At 46.5% G+C, this 12414-nt stretch carries 18 protein-coding genes; 16 read left to right on the top strand and 2 right to left on the bottom strand.

From position 1 onward, the window contains the following. Positions 1 to 4: 4 nt before the first annotated feature. The 16 genes from NSQ55_RS27060 to NSQ55_RS26985 all read left to right on the top strand — a co-directional run bounded on the left by NSQ55_RS27060 (position 5) and on the right by NSQ55_RS26985 (position 9323). On the top strand, positions 5 to 967 hold the full coding sequence (locus NSQ55_RS27060) for a hypothetical protein (protein WP_339169939.1): 963 nt from the start codon (positions 5 to 7) through the stop codon (positions 965 to 967). 5 nt (positions 968 to 972) lie between these two features. After that, positions 973 to 1269, top strand: a complete 297-nt coding sequence (locus NSQ55_RS27055; RefSeq protein WP_076099903.1) for a DUF2577 domain-containing protein — start codon at positions 973 to 975, stop codon at positions 1267 to 1269. After that, entirely contained in the window at positions 1266 to 1697 is a 432-nt protein-coding gene (locus NSQ55_RS27050; RefSeq protein WP_076186586.1) for a DUF2634 domain-containing protein, read from the top strand. The genes NSQ55_RS27055 and NSQ55_RS27050 overlap by 4 nt, the downstream gene beginning before the upstream one ends. After that, positions 1690 to 2748, top strand: coding sequence for a baseplate J/gp47 family protein (locus tag NSQ55_RS27045; RefSeq protein WP_036681258.1), 1059 nt, complete (start codon positions 1690 to 1692; stop codon positions 2746 to 2748). The genes NSQ55_RS27050 and NSQ55_RS27045 overlap by 8 nt, the downstream gene beginning before the upstream one ends. 1 nt (position 2749) lies before the next feature. Next, positions 2750 to 3163 carry a hypothetical protein gene (locus tag NSQ55_RS27040; RefSeq protein ID WP_036681259.1) on the top strand — a complete coding sequence of 138 codons (414 nt, stop codon included), beginning with the start codon at positions 2750 to 2752 and terminating at the stop codon, positions 3161 to 3163. 1 nt (position 3164) lies between these two features. Next, complete coding sequence (locus NSQ55_RS27035) at positions 3165 to 4187, top strand: DUF2793 domain-containing protein (protein ID WP_076303129.1); 1023 nt, start codon at positions 3165 to 3167, stop codon at positions 4185 to 4187. A gap of 11 nt (positions 4188 to 4198) precedes the next feature. Next, entirely contained in the window at positions 4199 to 4534 is a 336-nt protein-coding gene (locus NSQ55_RS27030; protein WP_076099872.1) for a hypothetical protein, read from the top strand. Between the two features lie 3 nt (positions 4535 to 4537). After that, positions 4538 to 5149 (top strand): putative phage tail protein, encoded by a 612-nt coding sequence (locus NSQ55_RS27025; RefSeq protein WP_076186581.1) that lies wholly within the window; start codon positions 4538 to 4540, stop codon positions 5147 to 5149. Positions 5150 to 5160: 11 nt separating this feature from the next. Further along, positions 5161 to 6696 carry a hypothetical protein gene (locus NSQ55_RS27020; RefSeq protein WP_339169934.1) on the top strand — a complete coding sequence of 512 codons (1536 nt, stop codon included), beginning with the start codon at positions 5161 to 5163 and terminating at the stop codon, positions 6694 to 6696. 83 nt (positions 6697 to 6779) lie between these two features. Then, on the top strand, positions 6780 to 7160 hold the full coding sequence (locus NSQ55_RS27015) for an XkdW family protein (protein ID WP_339169933.1): 381 nt from the start codon (positions 6780 to 6782) through the stop codon (positions 7158 to 7160). Between the two features lie 25 nt (positions 7161 to 7185). Then, entirely contained in the window at positions 7186 to 7404 is a 219-nt protein-coding gene (locus NSQ55_RS27010; RefSeq protein ID WP_076186574.1) for a hypothetical protein, read from the top strand. A gap of 94 nt (positions 7405 to 7498) precedes the next feature. Then, entirely contained in the window at positions 7499 to 7780 is a 282-nt protein-coding gene (locus NSQ55_RS27005; RefSeq protein WP_036681272.1) for a hypothetical protein, read from the top strand. A 2-nt stretch (positions 7781 to 7782) separates the two neighbouring features. Further along, positions 7783 to 7983 (top strand): hypothetical protein, encoded by a 201-nt coding sequence (locus tag NSQ55_RS27000; RefSeq protein ID WP_036681274.1) that lies wholly within the window; start codon positions 7783 to 7785, stop codon positions 7981 to 7983. Further along, positions 7976 to 8365 (top strand): hypothetical protein, encoded by a 390-nt coding sequence (locus NSQ55_RS26995; protein WP_339169929.1) that lies wholly within the window; start codon positions 7976 to 7978, stop codon positions 8363 to 8365. Before NSQ55_RS27000 ends, NSQ55_RS26995 begins: the two co-directional genes overlap by 8 nt. Then, a complete protein-coding gene (locus NSQ55_RS26990) occupies positions 8337 to 9029 on the top strand; it encodes a M15 family metallopeptidase (protein WP_339169927.1) in 693 nt (230 codons plus the stop codon). Before NSQ55_RS26995 ends, NSQ55_RS26990 begins: the two co-directional genes overlap by 29 nt. A 12-nt stretch (positions 9030 to 9041) precedes the next feature. Continuing rightward, positions 9042 to 9323 carry a holin gene (locus NSQ55_RS26985; RefSeq protein ID WP_076099882.1) on the top strand — a complete coding sequence of 94 codons (282 nt, stop codon included), beginning with the start codon at positions 9042 to 9044 and terminating at the stop codon, positions 9321 to 9323. Positions 9324 to 9426: 103 nt separating this feature from the next. Here the strand turns inward: NSQ55_RS26985 and NSQ55_RS26980 are convergent, their stop codons facing one another. Together NSQ55_RS26980 and NSQ55_RS26975 are read right to left on the bottom strand one after the other, a co-directional pair. Continuing rightward, positions 9427 to 10737 (bottom strand): MBL fold metallo-hydrolase, encoded by a 1311-nt coding sequence (locus tag NSQ55_RS26980; RefSeq protein WP_076274761.1) that lies wholly within the window; start codon positions 10735 to 10737, stop codon positions 9427 to 9429. Further along, the gene (locus NSQ55_RS26975; RefSeq protein WP_076274762.1) at positions 10734 to 12413 is read right to left on the bottom strand and encodes an iron ABC transporter permease; all 1680 of its coding nucleotides are present in this window, start codon (positions 12411 to 12413) and stop codon (positions 10734 to 10736) included. Before NSQ55_RS26975 ends, NSQ55_RS26980 begins: the two co-directional genes overlap by 4 nt. Position 12414: the final 1 nt, after the last annotated feature.

The raw sequence follows: 12414 nt of genomic DNA, 5'->3' as shown, positions 1-12414 counted from the left end.
TGTTATGGAACTGCTAGTGAAGAATAAAGAAGGAAATCTATGGGATATTTCTGGCATCGTCTCAGATATTTCTTGGAAAACCGCACGGTCAGGTAAACCGTCAACGCTAGAGTTAACGCTTGTGGACAGCGGAATCTATCAGCTCCCCAAGTTCGGGATCAGCAATGGTGATATTATTCAGTTCAGTAAAGATAATGTGGATGTATTTTACGGATTTGTGTTCAGCATTGATACGGGCTCGGATCAGGAGATTAAGCTGACTGCCTATGATCAGATTCGTTATTTGCTGGGCAATGGTAGTTATGTTTTGCAGGATGTTACGGCTAGTGATGTGATCAAGAAAATAACAACGGACTACGGATTAAAGACAGGTGTGCTGGAGGAGACAGAGTACCGGATTCCTTCTTTAATTGAAGATGACAAAAAGCTGTTAGACATCATTATGGGAGCCATCGGCAGTGAGCTTCAGTATAAGGGGCGGTTGATGGCTTTTTACGATGATTTTGGGAAGCTGACGCTGCGTAAACCGGATTCTATGCTGCTTAACCTGGTGCTCGGAGCGGGTCATTATCTGTACGATTATTCGCTCAAAAAAAGTATTGATGACGATACGTACAACACGATTTTTCTGTACAAGGATAACGAGGCATCGGGCAAACGCGATTTCTTTCCGGTTAGTGACAAGGATAATGTGAAACGCTGGGGTATCCTGCACTTGTATCAGAAGGCTGATGACAAAGCGAATACTGCACAAATTCAGGAGAAGGCAAACAATTTACTGAAAATGCACAACCGTGAAAAGCTCAGTCTCTCCGTACAGGCGATTGGTGATATGCGTGTAAGAGCAGGCAATTTCATTTATGTCCTATTGGATGAATTCGAGACTCAATTGTTTCTGGTAGACCAATGCAGCCATAAGATTTCTGGAGGGGAGCATACCATGTCCCTCGATATTAAGGTGGTGTAGAAATGATGTTAGATATTATTAAAAAAGCAAGTCTAGGAGCCGTGGGAAGTACAAATCCCGTGGCTTTTTCTTATGGAACGGTAACGGAGGCAGCTCCTTTGCAGATCCAGGTGGATCAGCGGTTTATTTTATCGGGGAATGCGTTAGTGCTGCCTGAATCGGTAATGGAAAGCAAGATCGATATCGAGGGCAAAGAAGTAATACTTCGGCGAGGATTAGCGAGTGGGGACCGCGTATTAATGGTTCGAATGCAGGGCGGACAAAGCTACATTGTTCTGGATCGGCTGGTGAGCCCGATATGATCCCGGCGATTGGAAAAGCTGGACCGATAACGGCCTTGCTTGAGGGGGAGGTCAACCTTGAGCGTGGGGAAAGCCCTAGTCTTACGTACCGAATGGATTGGGAGAGAAAAAGGATTACAGGCCAAACGGATGGACTAGAAGCAGTTCAACAGGCAGCGGCAAAAATTTTGCGAACCGATCGGTTTGAACATCTGATTTACAGTTCTGATTACGGAACAGAGTGGCGGTTGGTGCTTGGTAGGGACCGGCTGCTGGTTAGAGCTGAAATCAGACGTATCGTTAGTGAGGCACTACTTCAGGATGAACGAATACTTAGCTTAGAAAATATTGTTGTTTCGTTTACCGGAGATAATCTAACTTTTGACTGTAAAGTCGTCACACGTTACGGAAATTTTCAGCTGAGAAAGGAGTGGAATGAGGATGTATGAGGATCAGACGTATGAGGCTCTTTTGGAGCGGATGTTGGACCGGATTCCATCAGGATTGGATAAACGCGAGGGCAGCATCATTTATGACGCGTTGGCTCCAGCAGCCGCTGAGTTGGCACAGATGTATATTGAGCTGGATGTGAATAATAATCTGTATTTTGCAGATACGGCTACCGGAGAGTACTTAGAGCGAAGTATCTCCTGGTCAGGCATTGTAAGGCGTGAAGCTAGCAAGGCGCAGCTGAAAGGGATTTTTTATAAGGCGGATGGAGGATTGTTAGATGTTCCACTCGGCAGCCGCTTCTCACTCGAAATGCTGAATTATACGGCTGTAGAGAAGTTATCTCCTGGAGTGTATCGCTTGGAAAGTGAAACCGCTGGAGAAGAAGGAAATCGATATTTTGGCTCTTTACTACCAGTGGATTATATCTCAGACCTAGCGCGCGGAGAAATAGCTTCTCTTCTGATCCCTGGGGAGGACATTGAAACGGATGATGCGCTACGCCAGCGTTATTTGGATTCAGCCAGACGCCCAGCTACTAGCGGAAATAAATATCACTATATGGAGTGGGCACTGCAAGTTCCGGGTGTGGGAGGCGCACGTGTTTTTCCATTATGGAAAGGTCCTAAAACTGTGAAGGTGATTATTGTGGACGCCGAAAAAAAACCAGCATCCGAGCTGTTGGCGGCTCAGGTGCAGCAATACATTGATCCGGTCTCAGGAGCGGGTGAGGGACAAGCACCGGTAGGGGCTGTTGTGACCGTGGCGCCGGCTGCGGGCAAAAACATCAGTATAAGCGCCAAGGTAACCCTTGCTTCTGGCTATGCTCTGCAAGCTGTAAACCAAGGCTTTCAGGTGATGCTTGAGAAATATCGCAAGGAGAAGGCTTTTTCAGCAACCTATATCAGTCAGTCTGTCATCGGGGCATTATTGCTTGCTACTGAAGGAGTTGCGGATTACACAGAGCTGAAGTTGAACAGTGGAGCGGGCAATGTGATGTTGAACGAAGAAGAAGTACCGTTGTTCGGCAACGTTCTACTGGAGGTGTAGCATGGGTTATCCAGAGCAAATTGATATTTTTCAAGAAAAACTTAATAAAAAAGCAAACGGTAGCAGTTATGTTATCGAAGAGAGATTACCGCTTGTAAATGGCGTTTATAGTGGTCTTCTAGCGCATGACAATATTAATAATCAGACCATTGCGGTGTACACAGGGTCACAGTATTCCGGGATCGAGCTACGCAATTTCACTGTGTCTTTTCCGGATGAGGCGCCCTGGCGGCGGTTGATTAAGATTTTTGCCGATGTGCCTGAGGTATATGTGACTTACGAAACTCCCGGCGATACGGTTGAAGCAGAGGATATTAACGGTTTGCAGGTGAGTCTTACTGCTGTCCAGACTGAAATAGAGCGTTATAAGAACAAGGGCCAGATTGACGGAGGATCATTTAGAAGAGAGGTGTAAAATGGCACAGACCATACAAATAAAGCGGGGTACAAAGGCTGAGCTAACGAGTTATGGCGTGTTGAAGGCAGGCGAGCTTGGTTTTTGCAGTGATACTAAGGAAGTTTATATTGGTGACGGCACGTCCAATTCCATGGTCGGCAGGGCGCTGTCAGGGCCAGAAGCTTCGCGTCCGGTTGCAGGATCCGTTGGTCGTTTGTATTACGTGACTACGGGTTCGAATAGCGGATATTTATATTTTGATGATGGGGCAGCTTGGCGGCGGGTGAATGCGCAGAAGCTTACCGATCTGACAGGTACAATTGATGATATCGCTGATGGAGCAACCTATGCGAAGGTGCTTAAAGCGGATATTAGTGCGGGACATATCAATAAAGTATCGGATGGCACAAACGTAAAGACTGCCGCTGAGATCAAGACTCACATTGATGATGTGGCCAAGCACCGGACAATCAATGATACAGGGACTACGATTACAGACTTGTGGTCTGCGCAGAAGATTAAAAATGAAATTGAGCTGGCTAAGCATAACATCGAACCGCAAGCGTCGGTAAAAGACCAGAACCTGCTGGCTCCACCTGCCAGTCCGGTTGAGGGGGATCGATATATTATTCCAGCAGGGGCAACCGGGGCATGGGCGGGCAAAACGAATCAAATTGTTGAATACCAATCTGCCGCTTGGGTATTTTATGTTCCTGCCGTCGGTTGGACCGCTTACGTCGATGATGAGCAGAAGATTTATAGCTGGAACGGCAGCGCATGGGTACGTACCGGTGGTGCACTACAGACCATTACAGCTGGGAACGGGCTAATTGGTGGGGGTCAGGCCGATGTTGTGACACTCAATATTGGTGCAGGCAATGGAATCACGGTTACTGCAGACGCGATTGCGGTTACGGCAGGAAAAGGGATCACCGTAGATGGATCCGGTGTAGTTGTAAGTGTGGATGGAAGCAGCATCATTTATGATGCAGCGAATGGCAATAGACTTACCGTAGCCAGTATTGATGGCGGAACATTCTAGGGGGCGGGACAATGGCTCTAAAAACATTGATTCAAATACGCCGCGGCTTGGAAAGCGCCATTGGAGCGCTGGCTATTGGTGAGCTTGGGTATTGTACAGACAGTGGCAAGCTGTACATTGGTTCTGCCGCTGGTAATGTCTTGCTGGTAGCCGCGCAGAGTACCGGGGATATGCTGAAAAGCATTTACGATACGAATAACAATGGCAAGGTGGATTTTGCGCAACAAGCGGATAGTGTAGCTTGGGCGGGGGTAGCAGGTAAACCAGTGGTATTTCCTCCGGCGGCGCATACACATGATTATTTGCCCAAAGGCCCCCTAACCTGGAATCAACTGAAGGGGGTGTAGAGGATGAGTTACGGCAGCTCTTTATACAGCGAATTGCAATATTCCGCAGATAAAGATTCGAGCCATCCGGGTGAAGTCGAGGCGCCTGATCTAATGCAGTATTTGCCGGACTATTATAAGGATGTCCGCGAAATGGAGAAGCTTCAGGAGACCATCGGGCTAGAAATTGGTGGACTGAAGCTGGGCACTATAGACGTACTGGATCAGGCTTTTGTTGAAACGGCAACGGTGAGCCTTGGACGATGGGAAGCTGAGCTTGGACTAAATATCGATTCATCCAAGTCATATGCCACACGCCGAGAGATGATTAAGGCAAAGCTGCGTGGAAATGGGACGACCACACCGGAGATGATTCAGCGGACGGCGTCAGCTTTTTCAGGTGGAGTGGTTGAAGTAAAGGAAGTGCCTGAGGAGTACCGTTTTGAGATTCATTTTGTGAGTACACTGGGGATTCCTCCAAATATGGCAGGGTTGATTCAAATCATCGAAGAGATTAAACCTGCGCATTTAGCTTATGAATTTGTGTTCAGCTATACCTGGTGGGACTCTGTTAAGGCTTTGACTTGGGAGAGTGCTCACAGTAAAACATGGAACGAATTAAGAACTTATAGATAGGAGAGTGACATATGCAAACCACAGGAAATTTGGGCTTAAAAAAGCCAGAGGGAACAGATATCGTTGATATTGCCGATCTGAACGGGAATATGGACATTTTGGACAATGCCGTTAATGGCAAGGTCGATAAAGTAACAGGCAAACAGCTATCTACGAACGACTACACCGCAGCTGAGAAAACAAAGCTGGCGGGGATTGCAACAGGAGCGAATAATTATGTGCATCCTAATCACACGGGGGATGTTATAAGTACTGGTGACGGGGGGACCGCAATTGCGGCTGGGGTGATTGTAAACGCCGATGTTAATGCTTCAGCCGGAATTGAGGCTTCGAAGATTGGAACGGGAGTGGTCTCTAATGCAGAGTTTGGGTACTTGGATGGGGTAACTAGTGGGATTCAGGGGCAGTTGAATGGTAAGGCGCCGTTGGTTACTACTCCGCAGCAGACGACAGCAGATATTACGTACTACGTACGGACGGACGGGAATGATAATAATACGGGATTGGTGAATACGGCGGGTGGGGCATTTAGGACTATACAAAAGGCGATTAACAGTATTTCTAAACATGTTCTTCATAGCGTCACTATCAATGTCGCTGCCGGTACGTACGCCGAAGATATCTCTTTTGCAGATATGAGTGGTGGCACCGAAGTATGGCTTAACGGCGGAACAAGCTACGAGACGGCCGCAAACTTCAAGGTTAAAAGTATGACCTTTTATGGTGTTAGTAATCAAGTAGTTGTAACTGGATTCAGTGCAACTTCTACAACGAGAGTCGGATTTCTTATTAATAACTCGATATTTATTCAGATGCTATATTGCCGTATATCAGCAGATGGCAAGACAAACTCCGTTGGAGGATTCGAGGCCAGTAACCATTCTGGTTTGCGACTTTACGGCTGTGAAGCTTCTAATCGTACTGCAGGCATCGTCAGTAACCAAGGATCAACGGTAATATCCAGAAATAGTTTTGGGACCTCAAATACTATTGGACTTTCAGCATACGACGGTGGCACAATAACAAAAAAAGACGGTCAGCCCGCGGGCACAACAAATGAACAGATTGACGCAGGTATCATAACTTGGGGTGTACTTAACCCATGGGGAGATAACACGATTGATACACGCCCCTTTGCAGCAATGTATATGGATGCCGGTGGCGATGTACCTTTAACTGCCGGTGTAGATAAAAAACTTATTTTTAACGGTGTGCACATGAGTCAGAAGGGAGTAGCTGAACCTTCACAAGGCGGTTTCTATGCGCCCGAGAGAGGGATTTATGAATTATCTGTTCGGGTTGGATTTGGGATTACGACGAGTGTTACAAGCGGTGTTGCAACTAAGATCTATATAAACGGAGTTCTAAACTGTACATTGAGCGAGGGGGCTATCACAACTGCACTTATGGGCTGTACCCTTAATGGTAATACTACCTTGGTTTTAAATCCAGGAGACCGTGTTCATATCTATGCCGTTGCTCTTCACAATTCAAATGTTTCATGGGCTTCTCAGTACACATATGCCACTCTTGCGAGAGTTGCATAACTAATGGAGGTGACTAAAATATGGATTTAATGAAGAACTTGCTATTTCTATTTCCGGATAGTCAGTTGGGAGTCGATTTCACTTTGAGAGACGACGGCCCAATAGTAAATTATCTTAAAGAACCTTTGCTTACGAAGCATATACAGACGCCTGGTGAGACTACGGAAGAGGCAGATTGGATAGAAGGCGTACATTATATACTTCGTCCAGCACACCTCGAAGAGTTAGAAGAGGGCGTAGATTATGAAATAGAGGAACGTGGCCCATACATCGCGGCCTGGAACCTAGCTGCCCCGCAACCAACGGAAGCGGAGCTTGAAGCCGCGTGGGAAGCATATCTAGAAGCAGAAGCTAACAAACCACCAGAATTAAGCGAATTCGAGCAACTCCGTGCTGAGAATACTACTTTGCAAGACAGGCTTCAAGATGTCGAAGTCATTATGGCTGAATTACTCAGCATATAAACCCAAAAGGAGGTGAGTTGTAATCATGACAATGGATTCATTGACAGCCGCCAAACTCCGCTTGATGGCCAATGCCTGCATCACTCGTTTTGATCGTGAGGAGGGTCCGATAGAGAATATCATTTCTTCCTATAACATGCAGCCGGATAATGAGATTTTGGTTAAGGATCAGATTATCGAGAAACGATCAGATATTCATTTTGCTGAAAACGATTCGACTGAGCAAGCTTCATCAGCCAAATAATTAGCACGCATCCACACAGGAGCGTGTTTTTTTGTGCCCTCGGTGGTGCCGGGGGCTATTACGCATCAACATCATTACAGAAAGGAGCAGACGAATGGGCGAAGGGGATATTGCGCAATTGGAGAAGCTGCTGCCGCTGGCAGATAAGTATGGGCTGGCTTATATTGTTGCTTTCATTTTGATGATCGTACTGATGGTGTTATTGCGTGCGATTGTCAAAGGGAACCTTGTACCGCGAGAAATGCTGGATCGGGCAGAGGAGGATCGGGATCGTCTGCAAGCGATTTTGGATAAGGAGCGCTCGGAGTTTATGCAGCCCACACTGGACGTCTTAAAGAAACTGAAGATTGACCATACGGAAGACAGGGGGAGTTAGGAATGCTGTCACAATGGATTCGGCGGCTGCTTCTCCCCCGGCATGTTGATAAAGAGATGGAGCTCCGCAGAGCCTCTACCAGCGTTACACTGACCATAAGTCATTATAAAAATGTCTCGCAGGAAATTCAGGAGGAGATTGATCGTAACCGGTTCGCCAAATATTTAGTTTATGATCGAGGGGATCATGATGCACATGATTGAATTTTTATTATTGGTGCTATATGGCACTACTACGGCCTGCGGAATATACATTATTCATCGCCACAGGCAATATTTTTACGAAAGATTCCAAAAAGGTGTGGTCAGCGTGTTTATGCTGGCTATGCTTTTTTTCTTATTGGCTTATACATTCAATATGCTAATCGTTCTACTATTCCGTTTGGCAGAATTACTAGGAGTGGACATGGCAACAGGGCTGACTTGGCTTCATTATAGCTGGGCTATTGCCCAATTCGGTACAACTGGTGGAATTATCATATTAGCGATACTGACACGTTCCGGGAAATACGACCAATTTATTTATCTGAAAAAGATAGACAGAAAAGAGGAACTTCATGCTGACAATAACTCAGGTGAAAAATAAATCAGCCCAACACCTAACAGGCCTACACCCCGTAGTTCGTTCCGCTGCTACTGCTCTAATCGAACGTTGTTACAAACTCAACATCCCCATTCTCATTACGCAGGGACTTCGCACAATTGCCGAGCAGGATGCTCTATATGCACAAGGGCGCACTAAGCCCGGAGCGATTGTAACCAATGCACGTGGCGGATATAGCTATCACAATTTTGGATTGGCCGTAGATTTTGCTCTTTTGCTGCCGAATGGATCGAGTGTGTCATGGGATATGTGCCGGGACGGCAATAACAACCAGATCGCAGATTGGCTGGAGGTTGTGAAGGAGGCAAAAGGGCTGGGCTTCGAGTGGGGAGGCGACTGGACAAGCTTCAAGGATTACCCCCATTTTCAAATGGCGTTTGGGTTAACACTCACACAGTTACGAGCAGGGACAAAACCCTCAACATCTGCGGTTGAGTCAGCGTATAAGGTCATCAATCGGAAGGAGGAGGAAGAATTGAAGAGTGATGTTATTGCTGTCGTAAAGGTTAATGGGGTTAAGGTTGCAGATGGAGTGCTTGAAAAAGGCATCACCTACGTCCCTGTACGTGTTATTGCAGAAGCGCTGGGTGCTCAGGTAGGTTATGATTCTGCGACTCGAACGGTTGAGATTATAAGTAGCCACTAAGGAGGGAAAAGGATGGAAACTGGAACAATTTTAGATGATGTTATGGCGTTCGCCTCTATATTAGCAGTATTCGTACTGGCACTGGTTCAGTTGGTCAAAAATAGTATCAACATCCCGCGTAATGCAGTACCGATTATCGGACTATTGATAGGTTTGTTCATCGGCGTAGTAGCGTATCCTTTTACTGAACTTGATTTAGTGCTTCGCCTTTGGGCTGGGGGTCTTGCAGGCTTATCTGCAACCGGGTTGTTTGAGCTAGCTTTTAAGGATCGCCCGGGCACGACGAAAGGGTAAGTGGATAATAGGTACGAATTATAAAAAGGGCTGTTCCAAAAAGTCTGAAAAAGACCTAAGGAAGAGCCCCATTGTTTTTCTCATGATATTACATAAATAAGTTTCAGAACGAAAGCGTGCTGCCGGGTTGTAAAGAATATAGTCCTGTGAAACCTTCTCCTTTTAATATAGAAGCTACTTGGTCGATATGTGGTTTGGGAGCATGGACGAGCACTGTCCGGTGGCTGGGAATCGTTTGGAGCATTTTGCGAATGTCCGGCAAACCTTGATGGACTTTATAGCGGATAAGTGAGACTGTACAGCGTACGCTGCTAGATTCTCCGATCATAGCTTGCTCAACAAGACGATGTCCAAAGCTTCCGGCCGCTAAATGTCCCGTAAAAATCACATGGTTGTCTGGAGAAACAGAGAGTTGCTGAAAGTATTCTTGTGCTTTTGCCGACTGCATCATCCCGTCATTGGTGAATACGATAGCTCCCTTAAGATTCAGCATTGCCTTCGCGCGTTCGTCCGAATTAGATACAACACACAAGTTTTTTCTGTTAAAAAGCGCATTTACACGCTGAATAGCGTCCTCTTTCAGCCATTCCACCTTGTCGCTTAATGCTCGTAAAGGAGCGACGAGTACTTCTTCAACGATCAATTGATGATCTGGAAAACATTCATTTGCCCATACGACCAATTCCTGGCTTCTGCCATGGATAGGCACAGGAAGGAGGACTGAGCCCCCTTTTTGCAAGGTGTTATGGATGGCTATCTCTAATTGCTGTAATTTTACAAGCTGCTCATCAGGATCAGCCCCATAAGCGGCATCGATAATGGACAGATCAGCCACATTTTTAGCTTCGGCTTCCATAATTGCTGGGGTGTCTGCCGTGAGCAGCTGCGACTCCTCTGTATAATCCCCCGAGAAATATATGAATTTTCCGTCCCATTGGATAACCAGCCAAACCGAACCTGCTAAATGCCCGCTACGTCCCCATTGAACTCGAAGGTTAGGCGCAAGCGTCAGCCAAGTTTGAGGGGAGACATGCTCCTCTAAATACTTGAATTGAATAGCTTCTTTATCCGTTTCCTCATAGGGGAGCGGGGCGGATTGAGCCGCCACATATTTATCCCAGGCCTCGAAATAATCAGGAAGCTGTAATGAGGTGGATCTAGTAGTCCATACCTTCCCTCTGTATCCGTGTTTATAAAGTAAGGGCAGCGCTATGGAATGATCCTCATGAGCATGAGACAGAAATACTGCCTGCAAATGTGGAATAATATCCTTATCAAGTAGGGGGTATTCCCCTGGGCCTTCTTTTTTTACGCCACAATCGAGCAGGATGCCATTTCGTGAATCCTTGCCCTGCAAAAGATAGGAGGAACGGCCATGCTCTCCGGCCCCTCCCCAAATCGTTAGTCTGCTCATTGTTGTCTCCGCTTTCTATCTGGGCTTAAATATTCTAAGACTAATAGTAGTATGGTGGTGATACCTACTGAAATTACAGCCATGGCCATCCCCATCGCTACCGCACCTTGTTCAAACTGGGCAAAAATATAGGTTGCCGAGGTCTGCATTGAAGGCGGAAGAATGAGTAATGAGGCTACCAGTTCCCGATTGGAAATGGTGAAGGTCATCATCCAGCCAGCCACCATCCCCGGAAGGATGAGGGGAAGCAGGATACGGCGGAACACATACAGCTTACTACCTCCGAATACTTGTCCCGCTTGCATGAGAGAGGAATCGATTTGCCCATAGCTTGCTTTTACATACTGAACAGTATAAGGAAGGAAAAGTACGACATAAGTCAGTACAACCATCCAGTAGGTATTATAGAGCGGGATAGGCATCCAGCGGGCATTCCACAGCAGAATTAGCCCTACTACAATTACAATTCCAGGGACTGTATTTGGAAGCAAGCTGAATAAATCTGTAATTTTCTGCTTGAATGTAGCCCCTTTTCCTACCGTTAAGGCAAACCAAGTCCCCAGAATAACAGCGATACTGGAAGCAACGATAGCTAATGTGAAGCTATTTAATAAGGCCTCAAGTCCTTGCGAACCCGGGGATAACAGCTCTGCATAATGTTTTAAGGTTAGATTGCTCCAGGATACACCTTCTCCCCGAAGCTTCAATAATGAGGCTGTTATGATAGAGAAATAAGGAATGCCGATGGATGCCAGAAGCAATAGAAGAACATAACCCCAGCTAAGAAACCCTACGATGCCTGTACTCTTATAACGTTTAGTACGAGTTCCTTTTCCACCGATCAGACGGTAAGAGTAGCGGCTGCTAATTATAGTTTGGATGTACCACATGACAAGACAAACTCCGAGCAGCAAGGAGGCTAGTGAAGTAGCCTTACCAAAATCAATCGGCCAACTGGAGATATATTTATGGATCTCAGAGGTCAGCACGTAAAAGCCGATCCTGCGGCCAAAGGTCGCAGGGGTACCGAATTCAGCAATGGTTTTGACGAAGATGAGCAGTGCTCCAAGCCCATAGCTAGAGAGCAGTAAAGGAATAATCACTCTTTTAAATCTGTAAAAGAAGGGGGCGCCGTGAACCGAGGCTGCTTCCTCCAGATTGCCCCCGATCTGCAAAAGCGCATTGCGCAGCAGCAAATACAAGAAAGGGAACAGATGAAGGCTCATGATCAGCACCATACCCCCATAACTAAAGAAATACGGTGTCAACACGGAGGAGGAGGGCAGAAACTGCTCCATATACCCACCCGTCTGCATAAACAACATCCAGCCCATAGAACCAATGTAAGGCGGCGTCATAAATGGAATTAACAGCACGACATCCAGCCAGTTGTGGCGCCCTAAGTCGGTTTTTGCCATAATCCAGGCTAGAGGCAGCGCAAACAACGTAGTTAGCAGAATAACGCTTACCCCAAGCCCGATAGAATTCAGCAGCACCTCTACTAGGTCATTGCTCGCCATAATGGTTCGTAGTGGTGCGGCTATGTCGAGATGCCCCTCTGGATAAATACTGGTCCAGAAAATGAGCAGGAGTGGCAGCAGCACGAGCACGGTTAGTATAAATAAAGCCAGTCCACCGCTCACCCATTTAAATGAGCGCAAAGAGTTAGTATTCATT

This window comes from Paenibacillus sp. FSL H7-0943, from assembly GCF_037963265.1.
Classification (GTDB): Bacteria; Bacillota; Bacilli; order Paenibacillales; family Paenibacillaceae; genus Paenibacillus_AQ; species Paenibacillus_AQ odorifer.
Note: the sequence above shows the minus strand (reverse complement) of the source record. Positions and strands in the feature narration are given on the sequence as shown.

Coding starts and splice junctions, on each gene's coding strand:
- NSQ55_RS27055 (WP_076099903.1), top strand. CDS start 973: ATGTTAGATATTATTAAAAAAGCAAGTCTAGGAGCCGTGGGAAGTACA.
- NSQ55_RS26990 (WP_339169927.1), top strand. CDS start 8,337: ATGCTGACAATAACTCAGGTGAAAAATAAATCAGCCCAACACCTAACA.
- NSQ55_RS27035 (WP_076303129.1), top strand. CDS start 3,165: ATGGCACAGACCATACAAATAAAGCGGGGTACAAAGGCTGAGCTAACG.
- NSQ55_RS26995 (WP_339169929.1), top strand. CDS start 7,976: ATGATTGAATTTTTATTATTGGTGCTATATGGCACTACTACGGCCTGC.
- NSQ55_RS27020 (WP_339169934.1), top strand. CDS start 5,161: ATGCAAACCACAGGAAATTTGGGCTTAAAAAAGCCAGAGGGAACAGAT.
- NSQ55_RS26985 (WP_076099882.1), top strand. CDS start 9,042: ATGGAAACTGGAACAATTTTAGATGATGTTATGGCGTTCGCCTCTATA.
- NSQ55_RS27005 (WP_036681272.1), top strand. CDS start 7,499: ATGGGCGAAGGGGATATTGCGCAATTGGAGAAGCTGCTGCCGCTGGCA.
- NSQ55_RS27040 (WP_036681259.1), top strand. CDS start 2,750: ATGGGTTATCCAGAGCAAATTGATATTTTTCAAGAAAAACTTAATAAA.
- NSQ55_RS26975 (WP_076274762.1), bottom strand. CDS start 12,413: ATGAATACTAACTCTTTGCGCTCATTTAAATGGGTGAGCGGTGGACTG.
- NSQ55_RS27010 (WP_076186574.1), top strand. CDS start 7,186: ATGACAATGGATTCATTGACAGCCGCCAAACTCCGCTTGATGGCCAAT.
- NSQ55_RS27045 (WP_036681258.1), top strand. CDS start 1,690: ATGTATGAGGATCAGACGTATGAGGCTCTTTTGGAGCGGATGTTGGAC.
- NSQ55_RS27030 (WP_076099872.1), top strand. CDS start 4,199: ATGGCTCTAAAAACATTGATTCAAATACGCCGCGGCTTGGAAAGCGCC.
- NSQ55_RS27050 (WP_076186586.1), top strand. CDS start 1,266: ATGATCCCGGCGATTGGAAAAGCTGGACCGATAACGGCCTTGCTTGAG.
- NSQ55_RS26980 (WP_076274761.1), bottom strand. CDS start 10,737: ATGAGCAGACTAACGATTTGGGGAGGGGCCGGAGAGCATGGCCGTTCC.
- NSQ55_RS27025 (WP_076186581.1), top strand. CDS start 4,538: ATGAGTTACGGCAGCTCTTTATACAGCGAATTGCAATATTCCGCAGAT.
- NSQ55_RS27060 (WP_339169939.1), top strand. CDS start 5: ATGGAACTGCTAGTGAAGAATAAAGAAGGAAATCTATGGGATATTTCT.
- NSQ55_RS27000 (WP_036681274.1), top strand. CDS start 7,783: ATGCTGTCACAATGGATTCGGCGGCTGCTTCTCCCCCGGCATGTTGAT.